Consider the following 20,215-nt stretch of genomic DNA (forward strand, 5'->3'; position numbering starts at 1 on the left):
GCGCTCAGTCGCGCCGAAGCCCCAACACCCGCAGCAGCTCCGGTCGCCGCAAGATGAGGCCGATCCACACCAGCAGGCCGACGTAGACACCGGAGAGCACAAAGCCCGCCAGTGGCTTGTCCGCGTGCATGTTGATCGTCACCGCCCCACCCAGGTAAGCGGTCAGACCCAGCGCACCCAGCACGGCGGTGCGCGGAATCAGGAAGACGACGAGGCATACCAGCAGCACCCAGCCGATCACCGCGGTCTTGTCGGGAGAAAAGCCGAGCCCTTCGGTGGCTTCGCGGGCAAACGGCATACCGAGGATCTTCGGGATGGCATCGAACGCGAAGAACACCCCCAGCACGGCGGTGATCACGGCTCCGGTGATCCACGCCCGGGAACGGCGCGGGGCGGTGTGGTCGGCATCTGTCGTCATCATCTACTCCCTGAACTCGACGGTGATTGCGAAACGAGAGGCTCGTGCGCGCGCAGAAATATCGTGGTGTAGCCGAACAGGATCACCGCGGTGGCCACCAGCAGCAGCAATCCCACCGCGTAGCTGTTGCGCACTGGATCGTAGGTAGCGCCCATCACCAGCGGTGGGAAGTAGCCGCCCAGCCCGCCGACCGCCGCCACGATCCCGGTGACCGAGCCGACCGAACCGGCCGGGGCACGATGCGATACCCAGGCGAACACCCCGCCGGTGCCGATGCCGAGCGCGACGGCAAGGGGCAGAAAGGTCAGGCCCGACCAGATGTCAGCCGGCGGTTTGAACACCGAGATCAACGTCTGCACCGCGATGCCGGCCAGCGAAGCCAAGACCACGTACTTGGGCGCGATGTGGTCGGCCAGCGTTCCGCCGAGTAGCCGGGCCAGCACGGCCGCCAGGGCGAACGCCGCGGTGCGCTCCCCCGCTCCGACCGCGGAAAAGTCGTAGACCGTCTTGATATAGATCGGCAGGTAACTGCAGAAGGCCACGAAGCCGCCGAAGACCAGTCCATACAGCAGCGACATCTCCCACGTCACCCGCAACCGTGCCGCCGCCTTGAGCTTGGGCAGCACCGGGGTGGTGTTGGGCACGAAGCGGGGGCCGTTGTGCATCAACACCACACACAGCAGCGCCGAAATCCCCAGGGCCACCGCGACTATGAGATGGGTGGAGAACAGCCCAAACCACTTCACGAACCGCGGGGTGAAGAATGCCGAGACCGCGGTACCGACCATGCCCATGCCGAACACTCCGGTGGCGAAGCCGCGGCGCTGCGGGGCAAACCAGTTGTTGGCGAACGGGATTCCAATCGCAAAGACGGTGCCGGCCACGCCGAGGAAGAACCCCGCGACCAGCATCAGCGAATAGGAACCGATCTTTGCCGCGTACCCGACCGCTAGCACCGGGAGTATCGAGGCCACCGAGACCCCGATGAACATCGCGCGACCCCCGAAGCGGTCGGTCATCAGTCCGGTGGCGATCCGGCCCAGCGCTCCGACCAGGATCGGGGTGGCCACCAGCAGCGCCTCCCGGTTGGAACTGAGCGACAACTGGCTCGCGTAGCGCGTCGACAGCGGGCCGATCAAGGTCCACGCCCAGAAGCAGATCACCGAGACCCAGGTGGCCAGGAACAGGTTGACGCCCGGGCCGGCGCCGCTACTGGGTCGATCAGCGCTCATCACGAAGTCATGCAAACACCTCGAAGCGTGATCGGTTCATCATTCGTACAAAATGCCGGCCCACTTCCCCACTAGTACCGGCGATCCTGTCGCAATCTGTGGCTTTGACGGCCCGTTCTCCGCGTGTCAACGAAACGCGACGGGCGCAAGCTGGTCAGCAGTCGACCAAACCAAGGAGACCGGCCATGGCAACTCAGCGGATCGAGAGCATCGCTGACGTCGTCGTACCCGACACTCAGCTCGCCCGCGAGGCAACCGAGTTCGTCCGCAGCGCCGAGGACGACGTGCTCTTCCACCACTCCCGACGGGTGTTCTTGTTCGGCGCCCTGCACGGCCGGCGGTCGGGCCTACAGCCAGACCTGGAGCTGCTCTACCTGGCGGCAATGTTTCACGACTTCGGCCTTACCACGCGCTACCGCTCGTCGACCCAACGTTTCGAGATCGACGGCGCCGATGCCGCACGCGAGTTCCTGACGGACCACGGCGTAGCACAGTCCGACGTCGACAAGGTGTGGCTCGGCATCGCGTTGCACACGACGCCGGAGGTCACCGGGCGGCTCGACACCGAAACCGCCTTGCTCGCAGCGGGTGTCAAGACCGATGTGGTGGGCGTAGGTCTGGAAGATCTGCCCGAGTCCGATATTGACGCGGTGGTCACCGCCCATCCGCGGCACGACTTCAAGAACCGGATTCTGGCGGCCTTCAACGACGGTATGAAGCACCGCCCGGAAACCACGTTCGGGACGATGAACGACGACGTGCTGGCGCACTTCGATCCCACCTTCCAGCCCGGCAACCTTGTCGACAGCATTCTCAACAGCCCATGGCCCGAGTAGCGGAAAGGAGCAGGCACATGGAGATCCACGAAGCGCTGTACACCACCAGGATGATGCGGCGGCTGCGGCCCGACCCGATTCCGCTGGACACCCAAGCCCGCATCCTGGATGCGGCGGTGCGTGCCCCCAACGGGGGCAACACCCAACGCTGGCATTTTCTGGCCGTCGATGATCCAGAGCTCAAACATGAGCTTGCCCAGTTGTTCCGCCAAGGCCGCGCAGTCGAGTACGAGAAGTTCGCGACGGGCATGGGGCCGATGGCCGCGCCGGCTCCCGGTGCGGATCCGACCCAACATGTCGAGACGATGCGTCGCATGAAGGGCTCCGGAGATTACCTGGCCGACCATTTCGAGGACATCCCGCTGCTGCTGTTCGTCTTCGCCATCGACGATCTCGGCGGGGCCAACATCTATCCGGCGATCTGGAGCGCACTGCTTGCCGCCCGCGCCGAGGGTGTCGGCGGCGTCATGACGATGGTGCTCCGCAATTTCGAGGACCGCGTCAACGAGTTGCTGGGCGTACCTGTAGCGGAGGGTTGGACGATGTCGGCGATGCTGGCACTCGGCTATCCACGAGGAAAGTGGGGTGTCGCTGCCAATCGGCGTCCCGTGCAGGAGGTTTCATCACGGAACCGCTGGGGTGCACCGTTCGGCGTCGTAGTCCCGCAACCGCTGTGGCCGCACGACTACCTGACGCCCGACCTGGCCACGGTGGGTTGAGAACCCGTGCAGGCGATTGTTGCAACTGAGCGCGCTGCCGGCGTCGGTGGGCTTTCGCTGGCCGATGTTCCCTACCCGCACGCCGCCGAGAACGACGTCATCGTCCGGGTGCACGCCGCCGGTTTCACACCGGGTGAGCTCGATTGGCCGGCCACCTGGACCGACCGCTCTGGACGTGACCGGTCACCCAGCATCCCCGGGCATGAAGTCTCCGGGGTTGTCGCCGAGCTGGGCTACGGCACAACCGGACTGACGTTGGGCCAGCGTGTCTTTGGAATGACCGACTGGGCCCGCAACGGCTCGCTGGCCGAGTACGTTGCCGTGGAGGCCCGCAACCTTGCGCCGCTATCGGCCGACGTAGACCACACGGCGGCGGCCGCATTGCCCATATCGGGGCTGACCGCATGGCAAGGCTTGTTCGACCATGCACGTCTTGTCGCCGGTCAGACCATACTGATCCATGGTGCCGCCGGTGCCGTTGGCGCCATCGCCGTACAGCTGGCCCGTGAGGCCGGGGCGCGGGTGATCGGAAGCGGCCGAACCGAGCACCGCGACACGATATTGGGTCTCGACGCCGATGAATTTTTCGACCTGCAACAGGATCAACTACACGATGTCGGGCACGTGGACGTGGTGTTCGACGTGATCGGCGGCGAACTTCTCGATTCTTCAGCGGCCTTGGTACGTCCCGGCGGGGCGCTGGTTTCGATCGCCGAACCACCGCGTGTTCGTCCCGAAGACGCACGGACCATCTTTTTCGTTGTCGAACCCGATCGGTCGGGTCTGGCTGTCCTCGAGCGCAGACTTCGCGAAGGCCGGCTGCGTCCCATCCTTGGAGCGACATGTTCACTGGCCGAAGTGCCGACGGCATTCGACCCCGCACGGCGCGGCCGTGGCAAGACCATCGTCGCCATCGCCAACGCCGACTAGTCGGAGGTTTCCGTTGAAACTTGGTCTTCGTCTGCCGCAGGGGTTGGGAACCGACCTCCGCCACGACGTGGTCGAAGCCGCCCGAACCGCCGAAGCGGCCGGATACGCCAGCTTGTGGACCTATGAACGACTGCTCTTCCCGGAGTCGCCAGTCGATCCGTACAGCCCGACGACCGTGGAATGGCCGGAGTCATCGCGGCAGGCCGCCGATCCGCTCGCTGTGCTCACCGCCGCGGCCGTGGTGACCGAACGTGTGCGACTGGGCACTGCGGTTCTGATCGCTGCGCTACACACGCCCGTCCAGTTGGCGAAGGCGTTGGCGACGGTCGATCAGATCAGCGGTGGCCGCGTGGTCGCGGGCCTGGGCACTGGATGGTCCAGCGACGAACTGCGGGCCACCGGTGCCACCCGAGCCGACCGCGGCCGTTTCCTCGACGAAACACTGGACGTCTTCAATGCGGCCTGGGGGCCGGACCCAGTAACCGTTCGGGGACCACGGACCGTCATCGACCGTGCCTCGGTACTGCCCAAGCCCGTGTCGAAAATTCCGGTGCTGCTGGGCGGAGGAGGCAACAACCTGGGCCGTCGCACCAGCTCCAAGGCCTTGCAGCGCATTGCCGAACATGCGGACGGATGGCTGCCGGTGCTGACCACCACGGGCCCGGCCGGTGCCGCCGAACTGCGCTCCGGCTGGGCACGTATTCGCGAAATGGCTTCTGCCGCAGGCCGGGACGCGAGCAGCATGCAGATGGTCGTGATCGGCAACGTCACCTTCACAAACCGTCCGGCGAATTCGGAGCGATCGGCATTCGTCGGCACCCTTGACCAGATCATGGATGACATCCGAACGGCCGAAGAAGCCGGGGCGGACGAACTCATCGTGGACCTGAATCTGCAGGACTGGTTCACCAACACCCGGCAGATGCTCGACGCGGCCGTCGAGATCCGCGAACGAGTCGCGGCCTAGTGATGGACGTCCTCAGTGGCCGGACTTGATGTGCCCGACCAAACCTCAGAACTCCCAGTCCTCGTCTTCGGTGACGACGGCCTTACCGATCACGTACGACGATCCCGAACCGGAGAAGAAGTCGTGGTTCTCGTCGGCGTTGGGCGACAGCGCTGACAGGATCGCCGGGTTCACGTCGGTCTCCTCGCGCGGGAACAGCGCCTCGTAGCCGAGGTTCATCAACGCCTTGTTGGCGTTGTAGCGCAGGAACTTCTTCACGTCCTCGGTCAGGCCGACATTGTCGTACAGGTCCTGGGTGTACTCGACCTCGTTCTCGTAGAGCTCGTAGAGCAGGTCGTAGGTGTACTCCTTGAGCTCACCCTGCTTGGCTTCGTCAACGAGGGCCAGCCCGCGCTGATACTTGTAGCCGATGTAGTAGCCGTGCACCGCCTCGTCGCGGATGATCAGCCGGATCATGTCGGCGGTGTTGGTCAGCTTGGCCCGGCTCGACCAGTACATCGGCAAGTAGAAGCCGGAGTAGAACAGGAAGCTCTCCAGCAGCGTGGAGGCCACCTTGCGCTTGAGCGGCTCGTCACCGCGGTAGTACTGCATGACGATCTCGGCCTTGCGCTGCAGATTGGGGTTCTCCTCCGACCAGCGGAAGGCGTCGTCGATCTCACTGGTCGAACACAACGTGGAGAAGATCTGGCTGTAGCTCTTGGCGTGGACCGACTCCATGAACGCGATGTTGGTGTAGACCGCCTGCTCGTGCGGGGTCAGCGAGTCCGGAATAAGGCTGACCGCCCCGACCGTGCCCTGGATGGTGTCCAGCAACGTCAGGCCGGTGAACACCCGCATCGTGAGCTGCTTCTCGCTGTCGGTCAGGGTCCCCCACGACGGCAGGTCGTTGGAGACCGGCACCTTCTCCGGCAGCCAGAAATTGCCGGTCAGACGGTCCCAGACCTCGGAGTCTTTGTCGTCTTGCACCCGGTTCCAGTTGATGGCCGAAGTGCGGTCGATCAGCTTCACATTTTCGGACACCAGAACCCCATTTCACCCGCCGAAATCTAGGCCTTTGACACTACCCCTGGGGGCCGACAACCCGCGCCAACACAAGAAGTTGTGGTCTGCGTGTCGGGTCAGCGCACGCCGGAAAAACGGTACTCGCCCGCCCGCAACGTGCGGGTGGCCTGCCAGTACTGCCAGGTCATGCCGCTCCACAGGGTCCGGTTGACGCCGTGCTCGTCCAGATACCAACTGTTGCAACCGCCGGTGATCCACACCGAACCGGCGAGCTTGTCCTGCAGCTCGGCGTTGTAGCGGTCCTGGGCCGCCCGACTCGGCGCCAACGCCTGCGCACCGGCGTGGTCGGCCGCGGCGATCGCCTTGGCGACGTAGCGGATCTGCGACTCGATCATGAACACCACCGAGGTATGGCCGAGCGCGGTGTTGGGGCCGAGCAGGAAGAACAGGTTGGGCATGTCGGCCACGGCGATGCCGCGATGCGCCTGGACCCCTTCGCGGTTCCAGCGCTCGACCAGATCCTCTCCGTTCGGACCGGTGATGCCAACGTAGGTGTAGGAGTCGGTGACATGGAATCCGGTGGCGTAGATGATGACGTCGGCGGCATGTTCCACGTTGTCGGCGGTGACGATGCCGTCCCGGGTGATGCGGGTGATCCGGTCGGTCACCAGCGTGGTCTTCGGGTCAGCCACCGCGCGGTAGTAGTTGTTGCCGGAGTAGAGAATTCGCTTGCACCCGGCCCGATACTGCGGCGTCAGCTTGCGGCGGAGCTCTTTGTCGCGGACCTGTCGACGGATGTTGAGCTTGCCGACCGCCTCGATCAGACGCAGCAGGCCGGGCCGCTTGGTCATCGCGAATCCGACGCCTTCCAGCGCCCAATAGATGGCCGCCCGCACCGCGTAGCGCAGTCCGGGCACCACCGCGAACGCCTGTCGCACCGCATCCGGTAGCTGATGATGCGGCACCGGTACCACCCACGCCGGGGTGCGCTGATAGAGCTGCAGTTCGGCGACCCGGTCGACGATCGCGGGCACGATCTGGATCGCGCTGGCGCCGGTTCCGATCACCGCGACCCGCTTACCAGTCAGGTCCACGCCGTGGTCCCACTGCGCGGAATGGAATGCAGTACCGGCAAATTCGTCGATTCCATCGATATCGGGAAGTCGTGGGATGTGCAGACCGCCGACTCCAGAGACCACGAACTGGGCCACATATTCCTGGCCGTCTTCGGTGAACACATGCCAGCGGAACTCTTCGTCAGCCCACGCCGCGCGGGTCACTTTCGAACCGAAGCGGATATGGCGACGCAGGCCGTACTTGTCGGTGACGCCCTTGAGGTAGTCCAGGATCTCCGGCTGGGGGGAGAACAGTCGGCTCCAGGTGGCCTTCGGCTCGAACGAGAACGAATAGAGGTGCGACGGCACGTCGCAGGCGCAACCCGGGTAGGTGTTGTCCCGCCACGTCCCGCCGATCTCGTCAGCCTTTTCCAGAATGAGGAACTCCACACCCTGCTTCTGCAGCGCAATGGCCATGCCTAGGCCCGAGAATCCGGTCCCGATGACGAGCGCCCGGGTGTGTACCGGCGCCCGACGGACGGCGTCCTCAGTGGTGTGATCGGTCAGCGTCATCGCGCATTCCTCCCTTGTGGGGTATCGATGTTCAGTGTGTTTGCCGGATCCGAGTCCGTCAACGCCCGTGCCGCCTTCGCGCGGGAAGGCGGCACGGCGCGTGATCAGTCCCGGATCAGCCCATCAGGGCCGCCATGACCTGGTTGTTCAGATCGACCAGTGACTCCATCAACGGCGAGTACGGGCTCAGGTCGAAGCTGTTGCCGGCGTTCAGGATTCCGGTCGCCATGTCGTCGCGCGCATTGAGCAAGCCCGCGACAATGCCGGTGGTCGGGTCGTCCCAGGCCACCTCGAAGACCGTCCCCAGCCTTTCCAGACCACCGGTCAGCGTTGTCCAGGCCTGCGTCCAGTCACCGGAACTGAAGTCGCCCTGCAGCCCCTGCCAGGTCTGGTCCGCGACTGCCTTCGAACTCATCATGGCCAGCAGCATCGGTATCTCGATGTCTTTGAACGCCAACGGCATATTGCCGACGAACGCCGCCATGGCGCCGGCCGGGTTGGTCAGAAACTCCGAGGCGACGGCATCCAAGCGTGGCATCAGCGCAGGGTCGGTCATCCGGTCCCAGATCGTCGGCACATCAACCTGGCTGCCGAAGATCTTCTCGAAATTCTCCTCGCCCATCGCGGCCACAACCTGGTAGCGCAGGAGGTTGGCCCCCAGCCAGGAGATGTCGTGGTCCTGATCCTGGTTGTAGTTCCAATTGAACAGGCGCTCGTGCAGCAGCGCCGCCTGCTCTTCGGGGCTGACAAGGGGATGATCCGCCGGCAGGTAATCCTTGACATCGGCGACGTTCACCACCTGGGAAAACGTCTGGGAGCCCGTCGGATTGCCCTCCACGCCCTGCCAGCGAACTCCGAGCATGCCGTTGACGAGGCCACCGGTGTCGATCCAGTTGGCGACGCCGGGGTCTTTAGCGCTGACGACGTAGTACGTGTAGCCGTCGGGATCGGCGAATGTCTGAGTGCTGTTCAGGCTGCCCTGCGCGGTCACGATCGGGACGTTCTGCCCCCACGCGTTGGCCAGCTCGAGTCCGGAGTACCGGGCGTCGAGGTTGGGCACCTTGATGATCAGTGCCTCGTCGTCATCGAGGCGGAAGTGCCCCATCGTGCTGTATTGACCGGGCATGAGCCCGTTGATCGCGGTGGTGGACGATGCGACCGGCGTCATCCAGTTGACCGGGAGCTTGTTCGGGATCGCGGTCTGGTCGTAGTAGACGGCGTCGGCGTTGGTGGTGGGGATGTCCCTGGCGACGTTGCTCAACAGCGTCGTCAGCTGCTCGTCCGAGAGGAACGGCAGGTGGTAGGTCGGCGCGACGCCCTCCTGCTGGAGCGAGAAGAAGTCGTGCGGCAGTCCGGCGTCACCGATGGAGTTGCGAATGAGCATGGTTTCGGCGCCGGTGGTGTCGATCCAGTTACCGTCGTGCGGCGTCGGGCTGAAGGTGATCGTGTAGCTGCCGTCGGCGTTCGGCGTAGCCCCGGACAGACTGAGCACCTGGCCGGTCGGCAGGTAGCCCTGCTGCGAGCCGATCGTTCCGGACAGTGTTGTGAACGACACGTCGAGGCTGCCGGGACCAGGGTGGACCGTCATCGTGTACGTGCCGTCGGCGCTGATCGGGATGACGCCGTACTGGTTGTCCGGGTTCACCAGGATGTAGAACTGTCCCGGGTCGGCCGAGTTTGCGTCCCACGGGAATCCGAGCATCCACTGGATTCCGGTATTGGGGTTGTACATCTCGCCGTACTGCAGCACCAGCTCGGTGGCCGACAGGCCCTGGATGTACCGCGGCAAGGAATCAAGATCCGACGGAATGATGAACGGGTATTGGCTGTTCGTGTCGTACACCTGCTGCTGCGCGTCGAGCAGTTGATCGATGATCGATTGCATGGCCGCCGTCGGCCCCGTCGCGGCGACCGCATGCGGGGTCGCCAACGTCATCGCCAGCGCCCCGGCCACGGCTCCCGGCGCGGTGGCGGCAAGGACGCGCAGCCGCTGCCGGACCCGGCGCCGCTGAACGGCCTTTTCGTGGGCGCGCTCGACGGCTGCGCGTTGTGTGGATCCGGTGCGCGACATGTGGTCCTCCAGTGTGGTCAAGGTGCGCTGTGACGGCTGTCACCTGATAGCAACCTGATTGTTCGGGGAACCGAGGCGGACGCGAAAGAGCATTTAACACCTAATAGACCCAATACCCGGTGCATAATGCACCACCGACATAAGCTGCGGCCATGGACTGGGCACGGCCATCCGAGCCGGTACGCGAGCTGATCCGGCACGGCGCCCAGCTGATGATCAGCGCTCCCCCGGAGTCACTGGAAGAACTCCACGAGGCCACCCTGTCGGCCGTATACACGCAGGCCATGGCCTCCGATCCGGTTCTCGCCGAAGGCATCCGCCGCAGCAACCGCGCCAACCTGCTGCACTGGGCGGCCGCCAATGTCAGCCACCCCGGCGAACCAGTACCGGCCAATCTCGCGACGGAGTCACTGCTCATCGTCCGCGACGGATTTCGCCGGGGCCTCGACGAATCGGCCGTCCTTGATGCCTACCGAGTGGGAACTAATGTGGCGTGGCGGTCGTGGATGCAGACCGCGTTCACCCTCACGAACGACCCCGACGAACTGCGCGAACTGCTCGACGTCACGGCCCGGTCGTTGACCTCGTTCATCGATGCCACCATCGCCGGTATCGGCGAGCAGATGCAGCGGGAACGCGAAGCCCTCACCCGAGGCACCCACGCCGAACGTCGCGAGACCGTCGCACTGATCCTCGACGGGGCGTCGATCACCAAACAGCGCGCCGAAAGCCGGCTCGGCTATCGCCTCGACCAAAGTCATACCGCGGCAGTGATCTGGGGAGACGAGTCTACCACCAACCTGTCCGATCTCGATGCCGCCGCGGAGGCCTTGATACGTACTGACGACGGGCAGCGCGCGCTGTCGGTGCTCGCCAGCGCGGCGACCCGCTGGGTGTGGGTGCCCGGCCCCGCAGGCCCGGATCTGGCCGCCGTCTCTACCGTGGTGAGCAACCTGCCCGGGGTACAGATCGCGATCGGCACAACGGCGCCCGGCCTCGATGGCTTTCGCCGCAGCCACCTCGACGCCATCACGGCACAACGCATGATGGTGCGGCTGCACTCCACCCAGCGGGTGGCCCGGTTCGCCGATATCGAACTGGTCGCCCTGATCAGTGCCGATCCGGAGTGGGCCGACCGGTTCATCACGCGAACGCTCGGCGACTTCGCGTCGGCCGACGCCGAACTGCAGCAGACCGTCCTGACCTTTATCCATCAGCAGTGCAACGCTTCACGCGCGGCCGCCCACTTGTTCATTCATCGAAATACGTTGCTGCGCAGGATTGCCCGAGCCGATGAGCTGTTGCCGAAGCCGTTGGAAGACAGCAGCCTCTACGTCGCGGTGGCGTTGGAAGCCCTGCGTTGGCGCGGCGGCGCGGGTTAGCCGCCTCGAACTCAACCACGAGGCCACCTTCGGCCTGTTCACCGACGATGGCACGCCCAACCTGGCTGCCGAGCTGATCGCCGCCAACGCCCACGGCACCCCGCCGGACTACAGCGCGCCCCGCTGCCGGACGCCGAGGTGGTCTACCTGCAGCTGGCCACGATGGACGCGGGCGCCATCAGCGTATTGCTCGACCTCGGGTTCTAACGGTCTGATGCCGCCCCAGTCGGGTCAGCCGAACAGGGCCGCGAATTCCGCCTGAATCTGGGACGTGGCGTGCATGATGCCGATCAACTCGAAGCCCGCCGCCAGCGACCCCAGCCCGGTGGCCGCGGCCAGTGGAAGACCGATCGCATCGAGCAGGTCGCCCTGGGAGAGTTCGGAGAAGAAGACCTGGGCCATGGCGGCCGGCAGCGTGGTAGTCAGCGCATTGAGGATGTCCCCGGTCACCATCAACGCCCCATTGATCGCGGAGATCGAGCCGCTGAATGCGTTGGCGATGTCGACCAGGCTAGGCATCGTGAACGCGGTCATGTCCACAGCCGTGTCGGGCCCGTCCGCGACGGCTGACGACAGCGAACCCAAGTCTTGGACAAAATCCTGCCAGCCCTGTTGCGCGCCGTTGACCAAGGCCGTCAAGACATCCATGGGGTTGACGTCGGGGAACAATCCCAAGGTGGTGGGTACGTTTGCCGGCCCCGCGTCCCAGCCGTGTTCGATCTGCCCGTAGCCGAGGTTGACCAGCACCCGCAGGGACGGCTGCACCAGGTCGGCGATCGCGTTCCCAAACGGGCTGCCGCGGAACGGCTCCAGCAAGGGAAGGTTTTCGGTCGGGATCATCCAGTAGTTGGTCGCGGTACTGGCCGTAACGCCGTCGGGCAGCTCACCGACGTAGTCCACCGAGCCCGGCAGCAGGATCGCGTTGGCGAGCTGGCCATCGGGGGTCATCGGCAGCATCGGGTACTGGTTGTGGGTGTAGAGGATGCCGGCTACCGCATTGAGGTTGGCAAGCATGTTCAGCGGGTAGCGCGGGAAGTCGGCGAAGCCGTCGTATTCCAGCGTGTAGTTGTTGGTCGCCCACGGACCGTCCGGGGTTGCGCCATTGAGAGTTAGGCCCAGTGACGCGATGGGCACAGATCCACCGAATTCCGGCAGGTTGAAGATCTGCATCAGCCCGCCGTTGGGGGTGTTGGGGTTGCCGAGGAACGTGAACGTCAGCTGGTCCGCATCGGGCCGTTGATCAGGGGGCAACGCGAGATACTGCCTCATCAGCAGCGTGTCGATCGAGGCGCTTTGCGAGTAGCCGTAGAGGTTGACGGCATGCCCCAAGTCGAACTGCTTGTCGACGGCGGACTGCAGCATCGTCAATCCCTGCGCCATCGAAACGTCCAGCGGCAACGTCTTGACACCGGTGAACGGCTGCAGCCCTTCCGGGGTGAACAGGGCCTGCGGGGTGAACCCGGGATTCAACGGCTGAATGAAGCGCTCGTTGACCGCGTCGATGTAGTCCTGGTGCGGTATCGGAATTCCACTGCCGCCGAACACGATTGAGCACCCGAACACGTCCGCCGCAAAGCATGCGTACGGGTCACCCGGCGGGCCCCCGGCGGGAAAGGTGGGCAACGCCGTCGGCGAGACCGCCAACGCGGTGGTCAGATCGGACACCGCTGCCGCCTGCGTTGCCGGGACGACCAGTGCTGCTGCGGTGGCCGTCGAGAGGACTCCGACACCCATCCGCCATGCGTTATTGCGCTTCATTCAGCCGTTTATACGGCATTTATCAGGTTGCGGGGCGGGATTCAGGCGGTTCGCTGATCAGGCGACCGGTTGGTTCCGGACCGCCGACTGAATCGGCTGATCGGGGTCCATCACGATGCCAAGGTTCTGGGCGGTGCCACTGACAACGCTGATCATGATGGTCGTCAGGTAGTCCACGAAGGTGTCACGCGGCATGCGTCGCGGGCTGTCCAGCTCCGGGCCCAGCCACCAGTCGGTGGCCGAGGTCGCGCTCCCGAAAGCCGCGAAGGCGGCCAGATCTAGCGCACCGCGGTTGAGATCCAAATCCTGCAGTTCGTTGTTGATCATCTCGGCCATCGCCAGGGTGATGGTCCGGCCTTCGTTGAGCGCCCGCATCCTCGACTCGGCCTGCGCGCGCGCCCGCCCCTGGATGAAGAACCGCAGCACATTGGGATGCTCGTCGACCAGGGCGACGTACTCTTCCACACTGCGCTGGACGATGTCGCGCAGCGAGTTGGTGGCGACATCGATGGAGGCGAAGATCGCTGTCCACAAATCATCACGCAGCCGGGCCCCGACCGCCTCGAACAGGTCGTCCTTGTCGGCGAAATGCCGGTAGATCTTGGGTTTGGCGGTACCGGCTTCCTCGGCGATCTCGCGCACGCTCACTTCGGGGCCGAGACGGTCGATGGATCGGAAGGCGGCGTCGACGATCTCGCGGCGGACCTTCTTGCGGTGCTCGCGCCAACGTTCGCTGCGCGCGTCGACCTTCTGCCCACCGTTTTCGGTCGGCTTGGGTCTCGTCGTTCCACGCACGTCAAGCACCTTACAGCGTTGCCGTCGCTGACCTGGGCAGACCGGCCGTCGGCTAACATCGCCGCTGTGGTGCAGCGATTCGACCTTGCAGTTGTCGGCGGAGGTCCAGCAGGGTCAGCGGCCGCCTGGCAGGCCAGGCAAGCCGGCGCAAGCGTCGTTGTCTTGGACAAGGCGGAGTTCCCGCGGGACAAGCCCTGCGGTGACGGCTTGACCGCTCGCGCCGTCAGCTACCTGCAGAAAATGGGCTTGGCCGAGCAGGTGGACAAGTTCCACCGGGTCAACCGGGTGAAGGTGTTCAGCCCGAGCGAGTGGGAGCTGTCGTTTCCGCGCCGACCCGGCATGCCCGACCACGGCTACGTCGCACGCCGCCCCGACCTCGACACGTTGCTGCTCAAGCACGCCGAATCGGCCGGTGCCGAAGTCCGGCAGTCCGCCGAGGCCGCCGGCCCCGTCCTCGACGACACCGGCCGCGTCACCGGGGTGCTGCTCAAGGGCGGCGAGAAAGTGCTGGCCGATGCGGTGATCGCCGCCGACGGCGCCTACTCGCCGATCAAGCGGGCGCTGAAGCTCGACTCGGACTACAACGGCTACTCCGCGATAGCGATCCGCGCGGAGATGCCCGCCATCCGGCCCGACGTCGACTCCCTCGACATCTATATGAAGCTGATCTTTCAGGGCGACCAGCTGCCCGGCTACGGGTGGGTGTTCCCGCTGGGCGACGGCCGGGTCAACATCGGCTTGGGCTACGTCAACAGCTACAAGAACTGGCACGCGATCAACGCCACGCACTTCCTCGGCGACTTTCTCCAGACGCTGCCTCGCGAGTGGGAATTGCCCTCGATCACCGAACTCAAACAGTCCAAGACCGTCCGTGCCTGGCGCCTGCCGATGGGCTTCACCGCGTGGCCGCCGTGGCGACCCGGGGTGCTGTTCACCGGGGACTCCTTGGGCGCGGGCAGGCCGACCTCGGGTGCCGGGATCTCCAAGGCTCTGGAGTCGGGGCTGGCCGCCGGCGAGTGCGCCGTGGCGGCGCTGACCAACGGCGGGCCCGACGATTTCACCAACTACGCGCAGCGGATGGAAGCGGCCTGGGGCCGGGAGTACAAGCGCGGCCGGTTCTTTCACAAGCTGGCCGGTAGGCCGGCGCTGGCTAACGCCGGACTCAAGCTGCTCGACAACGCGCGATTCCGCGATCTGATGCTTTCCCGGCTGTACAAGGGCCAGGAGGGACCGGCGCACACGCACTGACGTCGGGCCTTTGACCGAGTGTGCGTCTCACGACGCGCCACGCCGACGAGTCGGCTACAGCCCGCGTTCGCCGAGCCAGCCGTGGATGCGTTGCGCTACCGCGTCCCAGCCAGGCTCGAGCATCATGTTGTGGCCCATGCCGGCGAAGATCTCGGCGTCAGTCCCACAGGCACGCGCCAGCGCTCGCGTTGCCTTGGCGTTGATGCAACCGTCGTGTTCGGCGCCAAGCACCAGCAGCGGTGTAGTGATCCGCTTGGGACGGGCGGTCTTGAGCAGCATTCCGTCCAGGAGAGCTCGTTGACACTCTTCCTGCAGGCGCGCCGCATGCCGTTCCACATCGGATTCAGGCGTTGTCGCTGAGTAGAAGGCCTCACGTGCTCGTTCAGGCGAGTGAACCAGCTTCAACGACTTTCCGGTGTACATGAATTGGGTCATCAGCCAGGGGTGTCTCCTGGTCTGCCGCAATGACATAGCAAGCCCAGCCCGAGAAGTCAGGGACGCCAGCAGGACTCCGGCCGGCGCGGCCGAGGACTCCAAATACTTCTGCACCACATAGCCGCCCATCGAGTGGCCGATCAACACCGGTGTGGTCGGCAGGTCATCGACCACCGAGCGGACATCGTCGACGTAGTCACCGGCCGAGCACCCGCGCAACCGCTGGTGCAGCGAGCTCCCGCCGTGGCCGCGCAGGTTGACCGCCACTGCGCGATATCCCTTGTCGGCGAAGAAGTCCAGGAAGTGTTCGGCCCAACACCACGCCCCGTGCCAGGCACCGTGCACGAACAGCAGTGGAGCCGGGTGGGCGCTGGTGGTGACACCGACGTCGAGGATCTCGAGCCGGGGCGCCGCTGTTGACTCCGGAACGCCCGGAGGTACCGGTTGCGCGGTCACGGCAGCGCGCCCGCTCGCCGCGTGACGCGGGCATAGATCGGCCCCGCGGCGACCGTCGTGAACGGCACCGCTACCGGGAATTCGTTGCTCAGCGAACTGATCTCGCGGTGCCGCACGCAGGTGGCCAGCGCCAGGGTGGCTTCCAACATCGCGAAGTGATCGCCGACGCACTTGCGTGGTCCGCCACCGAATGGCAGATACTGCCATCGATTACGACCAGCAGAGTTCTCCGGACTGAACCGGTCCGGGTCGAACTCCAGTGGGTGTTCCCACAGTGTCGGATCGCGGTGCAACGCGTGGATGCCGATCCCGACCATGGAGCCGGCCTGCACACGGAAACCGTCGACCGCGATATCGCGCACTGCGGTCCGGCCGTTGAGCGCACCGGGCGGGCATAACCGCAGTGCTTCATGCAAGACTTGGATGGTGTACGGCAGTCTGGCCACATCGTCAGGGCTGAGGTTCGCATCGAGTTCGGCGACCTCGGCGGCGACTCGGCGCTGCATGTCGGGATGATTTCCCAACGCCCACAACGCGTATGCCAATGTTGTCGCAGTGGTGTCGTGACCGGCCAGCATGAACACGATCAGCTCGTCGCAGATCTCCTGATCGGTCAGTCCGCGGCCCGTGTCCGGGTCGGTGGCAGCGATCAGTCCGCGCACCAGCGGTGCGTCACGGTCAGGGTCGGCACGGCAGGCCTGCAGGATGTCGTTAGCGAGCCGATGCAACGTGGCGCTCGCCGCCCGGGCACGGTGTCGCGCCGGGGTCGGCAGCCAGCGCGGCGCGCGTGCCGGAGCAAACGTCCGCTGCGTGACGTACTCCTGCGCGACGCGCATCGGCGCACCCAGCGCGGCGGCCTGCTCGTCCAGGTCGGCGCCGAGCACCGAGCGCCCCAACGCTCGCAGCGTCAATCGGCGGCACTCGGCGTCCAAATCAACCGTCGAGCCGTCTTTCCAGCCGGCAGCGGTGGTCTCGGCGGCCTGGCCCATATGCCCGGCGAATCCACGGACATGCTGCTTAGTGAACAGCGGCTGCAACGTCCGCCGCCGCGGCAACCACGCATCGTTGGGCAGATCGAAGAGGTTGGGGCCCATCAGGTGGCGTATCTCGTCGTGGGCCAGGGTGCGGTCGACGTCGCCGCTGCTGAGCACGTCGTGCGCACCTTGCGGCGAGGTCACCACCACGATCGGGGGCGCGAGCCAGCGTGGCGCCAGTTCCAGCCGGGTCACCGGGCCGCCGGCATCGCGCAGTATTTCGATTCCGGTACGCAGCTCCCGGAACTGCCGCACCTGCTGCCAATAGGGCAACGGGTTCTTCGGCGCTAAGGGCAGCGCGCGCACATCGGTGCCGACATCCTGCACGGTCATGGCGGTAGCCAACCAGGCTCGATCCGCCGTCGCCTCATCCAAACGGTTGAAATTTTCACCCGAAATCGTTTCACCATTCCGCGAGTCGGGTGCAGAATTTCCACAGGTGGGAGACGATCCCCAGACCGGAGACCTGCGATGTCGGCGATGGCGACCCTTGATGACTTTTCGCGACTGGTCGCGTCCGTCTACAGCTCGGTGCTGGCTCCCGAGAACTGGAACGAGACGCTAAGCGACCTTCAGCGCACACTCGATACTCACTGCGCGCTGATACGGGTGGACGAAACGGGGCGGTCGATTCAGGCCGCGAGTCTGGCCCCGGATGCGTGCGCCGATTACCAGCGGCATTACCGCCGGCTCGACTACGTGCTCGAGGCCGTCGAACACAGCCCCGTAGGTTCACTCCAAAGTGGGCGGGCGTTGGTGGCGTTGCAGGCCCAGTCGGAGTTCCACATCGACTGGCTGCGGCCCCTGGATATGACCGACGGCTTATTCGTGCGACTCACCGACGGCCCGGCCCCCATGGCGTTCCTCACCGCTGGGCCACGTCCTCCGGAGCCGTTCGTCCCCTTGGTCAGCGCCCTGGTGCCCCATCTGCAGCAGGCTCTGCGCAGCCAGGCACACCTGGAACACCTGCGCCGACGAGCCGACGAGTTCGGCGCGGTCACCCAAGCGCTGGGTCACGCCGTCATCGTGGTCACCGCTGCGTCCCGCATCGTCTACACCAACTCCGCCGCCGAGGACTTGTTGCGGTCGGCCGACGGACTCATGGTCCACGCCGGGCGACTCGAAGCGGCAACCACCGGCACCGACACCGCACTGCAGGGCAGCATTCACGCCGCCGTGGCACCTGTGGGCAGCCACCCGTCGGGGAACTCTCTGCTGTGCGCCCGTCCCTCGGGTCGACGCCCGTACGTCATAGAGGTTCTGCCCACCGATCCATCCGGCGCCACCGGCTCCGGCCGGCATGCCATCGTCGTCGTCGCCGATCCAGAGCACGAATCCGACACCGCACCAACATTTTTGCGCCGCCACTATGGCCTGACCCCTGGCGAAACCGAGATTGCCGTCATGGTCATGAACGGTGGTGGTGTCAAAGAGATCGCCGAACGCATGTCCCTTTCACAGTCCACCGTCAAAACACACCTGCAGCACGTCTTCGACAAGACCGGAACTCATCGGCAAGCCGACCTCATCCGACTGCTGCTCGCCCTCCGCTCGCCGTGCCGCTGAGCTCAGCGTCGACGCACATCGTTGCCGACGCGCCATAATAATGCGGCCGCCCGAACTTATTTGTTCGGTTTACCGAATTCACGTTACGGTGTGGGAGCGCAACCGCCCTACCTGTCCGAGGAGAACCACGCGATGCCGGTGTACCAACTGCCTGATCTGACCTACGACTACGGCGATCTGGAGCCCGCGATCAGCGGCGAAATCATGGCGCTGCACCACGGCGCGCATCACGCCGCCTACGTCAAGGGCGCGAACGCAACGCTGGAACGACTCGGCGAGATGCGCCAGGCCCGTGACTTCTCCCAATTGCCCGGACTCGAACGCACTCTGGCCTTCCACGTGGCCGGCCACAGCCTACATTCGCTGTTCTGGAACAACCTGTCCCCCAACGGCGGCGACCGGCCCGGCGGAGTGCTCGCCGCGGCGATCGATGAGTCCTTCGGGGACTTCGATGCCTTCCAGGCGGAGCTGACCGCGGCCACCGCCAGCGTGCAGGGATCGGGTTGGGGGGCGCTGGCCTGGGATCCGCTCGGGGCACGGCTGGTGGTCAACCAGATCCACGACCACCACATCACCGTGGTCCCGACCAGCACCCCGCTGCTGGTGTTCGACGCCTGGGAGCACGCGTTCTATCTCCAGTACCGCAACGTCAAGACCGACTACATCGACCGGCTGTGGTCGCTGATCGATTGGGCCGATGTCACCGAGCGGTTCGACGCCGCCCGCGCCGGAGGGGCCGCGACACCGTTCACCGTCGACGTAGGCTAGATCGTGGCCGCCGATCCGATCGAGGCGATCAACTGGAACGACATCGCCGACCAGCGGGACCTGGACGTGTGGAACCGGCTCACCGCGAATTTCTGGCTCCCCGAGAAGGTCCCGCTCTCCAACGACCTGCCCAGCTGGCACACCCTTACCCCCGAACAGCAGACCCTGACGATCCGGGTGTTCACCGGATTGACCCTGCTCGACACCATGCAGGGCACCGTCGGATGCATCGAGATGCTCGCCGACTCCGCCACACCGCACGAGGAGGCGGTGTACACCAACATGGCGTTCATGGAGTCGGTCCACGCCAAGAGCTATAGCTCCATCTTTTCCACCCTGTGCTCGACACCCGAGATCACCGCAGCATTCGCGTGGTCGCGCGAAAACAGCTTCCTGCAGCGCAAGGCCCACATCGTGCACGACTACTACCGGGGCGACGACCCGCTGAAGAAGAAGATCAGCTCGGTGATGCTGGAGTCGTTCATGTTCTACAGCGGCTTCTACCTACCACTGCACTGGGCATCGCGGTCGATCCTGACCAACACCGCGGACATCATCCGGCTGATTATCCGCGACGAGGCGGTGCACGGCTTCTACGTCGGCTACAAGTTCCAGCAGGGCATGCACGCGGCCACCGGGCAGCGCCGCACCGAGCTGGCAGACTTCGCGTACTCGATGCTCACCGAGCTCTACGACAACGAGATCGACTATGCGCGAGACTTATACGATCCACTCGGCATGACCGAACCGGTCCTGCCCTACATGCGCTACAACGCCAATAAGGCGCTGGCCAACCTCGGCCTCGACCCGTTGTTCGCAGCTGAAGACTGTCGGGTGCCGCCCGAGATCATGTCCGCCCTCGACCCCGGGGCTGGCGAGAACCACGACTTCTTCTCCGGTTCGGGAAGCTCATACGTGATCGGCGCGCAGCAGCCCACGACAGACGACGACTGGGACTTCTGAACTCGAC

General features: G+C 65.2%; 18 protein-coding genes. 9 read left to right on the forward strand and 9 right to left on the reverse strand.

Translation table 11 applies throughout. From position 1 onward, the window contains the following. Positions 1 to 4 precede the first annotated feature (4 nt). Both ACKY0X_RS15165 and ACKY0X_RS15170 read right to left on the reverse strand, forming a co-directional pair. The gene (locus ACKY0X_RS15165) at positions 5 to 418 is read right to left on the reverse strand and encodes a DoxX family protein (protein WP_409429649.1); all 414 of its coding nucleotides are present in this window, start codon (positions 416 to 418) and stop codon (positions 5 to 7) included. After that, positions 418 to 1,650 carry an MFS transporter gene (locus tag ACKY0X_RS15170; protein WP_409426709.1) on the reverse strand — a complete coding sequence of 411 codons (1,233 nt, stop codon included), beginning with the start codon at positions 1,648 to 1,650 and terminating at the stop codon, positions 418 to 420. Before ACKY0X_RS15170 ends, ACKY0X_RS15165 begins: the two co-directional genes overlap by 1 nt. A 185-nt stretch (positions 1,651 to 1,835) precedes the next feature. Here ACKY0X_RS15170 and ACKY0X_RS15175 point away from each other — a divergent pair, with 185 nt between their 5' ends. The 4 genes from ACKY0X_RS15175 to ACKY0X_RS15190 are packed head-to-tail and all read left to right on the forward strand — an operon-like array spanning position 1,836 to position 5,102. Then, positions 1,836 to 2,486, forward strand: coding sequence for an HD domain-containing protein (locus ACKY0X_RS15175; RefSeq protein WP_409426710.1), 651 nt, complete (start codon positions 1,836 to 1,838; stop codon positions 2,484 to 2,486). Between the two features lie 17 nt (positions 2,487 to 2,503). Then, complete coding sequence (locus ACKY0X_RS15180; protein ID WP_409426711.1) at positions 2,504 to 3,205, forward strand: nitroreductase family protein; 702 nt, start codon at positions 2,504 to 2,506, stop codon at positions 3,203 to 3,205. 6 nt (positions 3,206 to 3,211) lie between these two features. Continuing rightward, the gene (locus tag ACKY0X_RS15185; RefSeq protein ID WP_409426712.1) at positions 3,212 to 4,135 is read left to right on the forward strand and encodes an NADP-dependent oxidoreductase; all 924 of its coding nucleotides are present in this window, start codon (positions 3,212 to 3,214) and stop codon (positions 4,133 to 4,135) included. A 13-nt stretch (positions 4,136 to 4,148) separates the two neighbouring features. Continuing rightward, positions 4,149 to 5,102, forward strand: coding sequence for a TIGR03619 family F420-dependent LLM class oxidoreductase (locus ACKY0X_RS15190; RefSeq protein ID WP_409426713.1), 954 nt, complete (start codon positions 4,149 to 4,151; stop codon positions 5,100 to 5,102). Positions 5,103 to 5,147: 45 nt separating this feature from the next. Here the strand turns inward: ACKY0X_RS15190 and nrdF (ACKY0X_RS15195) are convergent, their stop codons facing one another. The 3 genes from nrdF (ACKY0X_RS15195) to ACKY0X_RS15205 form a co-directional block, all read right to left on the reverse strand. Further along, entirely contained in the window at positions 5,148 to 6,122 is a 975-nt protein-coding gene (nrdF, locus tag ACKY0X_RS15195; protein WP_409426714.1) for a class 1b ribonucleoside-diphosphate reductase subunit beta, read from the reverse strand. A 98-nt stretch (positions 6,123 to 6,220) separates the two neighbouring features. Beyond that, positions 6,221 to 7,732 (reverse strand): flavin-containing monooxygenase, encoded by a 1,512-nt coding sequence (locus ACKY0X_RS15200; protein WP_409426715.1) that lies wholly within the window; start codon positions 7,730 to 7,732, stop codon positions 6,221 to 6,223. 115 nt (positions 7,733 to 7,847) lie between these two features. Further along, complete coding sequence (locus tag ACKY0X_RS15205) at positions 7,848 to 9,803, reverse strand: hypothetical protein (RefSeq protein WP_409426716.1); 1,956 nt, start codon at positions 9,801 to 9,803, stop codon at positions 7,848 to 7,850. Positions 9,804 to 9,955: 152 nt separating this feature from the next. Between ACKY0X_RS15205 and ACKY0X_RS15210 the strand changes: the two genes are divergently transcribed. Then, positions 9,956 to 11,185 (forward strand): PucR family transcriptional regulator, encoded by a 1,230-nt coding sequence (locus ACKY0X_RS15210; RefSeq protein WP_409426717.1) that lies wholly within the window; start codon positions 9,956 to 9,958, stop codon positions 11,183 to 11,185. A 231-nt stretch (positions 11,186 to 11,416) separates the two neighbouring features. Here the strand turns inward: ACKY0X_RS15210 and ACKY0X_RS15215 are convergent, their stop codons facing one another. Both ACKY0X_RS15215 and ACKY0X_RS15220 read right to left on the reverse strand, forming a co-directional pair. Then, positions 11,417 to 12,943, reverse strand: a complete 1,527-nt coding sequence (locus ACKY0X_RS15215) for a PE-PPE domain-containing protein (protein ID WP_409426718.1) — start codon at positions 12,941 to 12,943, stop codon at positions 11,417 to 11,419. Between the two features lie 57 nt (positions 12,944 to 13,000). Beyond that, the gene (locus tag ACKY0X_RS15220) at positions 13,001 to 13,747 is read right to left on the reverse strand and encodes a TetR/AcrR family transcriptional regulator (protein WP_396876454.1); all 747 of its coding nucleotides are present in this window, start codon (positions 13,745 to 13,747) and stop codon (positions 13,001 to 13,003) included. 57 nt (positions 13,748 to 13,804) lie between these two features. On the opposite strand from ACKY0X_RS15220, the gene ACKY0X_RS15225 reads away from it, so the two are divergent. After that, positions 13,805 to 14,986, forward strand: coding sequence for an NAD(P)/FAD-dependent oxidoreductase (locus ACKY0X_RS15225; protein ID WP_065042290.1), 1,182 nt, complete (start codon positions 13,805 to 13,807; stop codon positions 14,984 to 14,986). A gap of 54 nt (positions 14,987 to 15,040) precedes the next feature. Here the strand turns inward: ACKY0X_RS15225 and ACKY0X_RS15230 are convergent, their stop codons facing one another. Further along, positions 15,041 to 15,877 carry an alpha/beta hydrolase gene (locus ACKY0X_RS15230; protein ID WP_409426719.1) on the reverse strand — a complete coding sequence of 279 codons (837 nt, stop codon included), beginning with the start codon at positions 15,875 to 15,877 and terminating at the stop codon, positions 15,041 to 15,043. Next, on the reverse strand, positions 15,874 to 17,244 hold the full coding sequence (locus ACKY0X_RS15235) for a cytochrome P450 (RefSeq protein WP_409426720.1): 1,371 nt from the start codon (positions 17,242 to 17,244) through the stop codon (positions 15,874 to 15,876). The genes ACKY0X_RS15230 and ACKY0X_RS15235 overlap by 4 nt, the downstream gene beginning before the upstream one ends. A gap of 147 nt (positions 17,245 to 17,391) precedes the next feature. On the opposite strand from ACKY0X_RS15235, the gene ACKY0X_RS15240 reads away from it, so the two are divergent. The 3 genes from ACKY0X_RS15240 (at position 17,392) to nrdF (ACKY0X_RS15250) (ending at position 20,208) form a co-directional block, all read left to right on the forward strand. Beyond that, positions 17,392 to 18,477 carry a LuxR C-terminal-related transcriptional regulator gene (locus ACKY0X_RS15240; protein ID WP_409426721.1) on the forward strand — a complete coding sequence of 362 codons (1,086 nt, stop codon included), beginning with the start codon at positions 17,392 to 17,394 and terminating at the stop codon, positions 18,475 to 18,477. A gap of 132 nt (positions 18,478 to 18,609) precedes the next feature. Then, a complete protein-coding gene (locus ACKY0X_RS15245) occupies positions 18,610 to 19,245 on the forward strand; it encodes a superoxide dismutase (protein WP_409429650.1) in 636 nt (211 codons plus the stop codon). Beyond that, on the forward strand, positions 19,246 to 20,208 hold the full coding sequence (gene nrdF / locus ACKY0X_RS15250; protein ID WP_046284461.1) for a class 1b ribonucleoside-diphosphate reductase subunit beta: 963 nt from the start codon (positions 19,246 to 19,248) through the stop codon (positions 20,206 to 20,208). It abuts the gene before it with no gap. The last annotated feature ends 7 nt before the right edge of the window (positions 20,209 to 20,215 follow it).

The organism is Mycobacterium sp. SMC-11, from assembly GCF_046250095.1.
In the GTDB taxonomy this organism is placed as follows: Bacteria; Actinomycetota; Actinomycetes; order Mycobacteriales; family Mycobacteriaceae; genus Mycobacterium; species Mycobacterium heraklionense_A.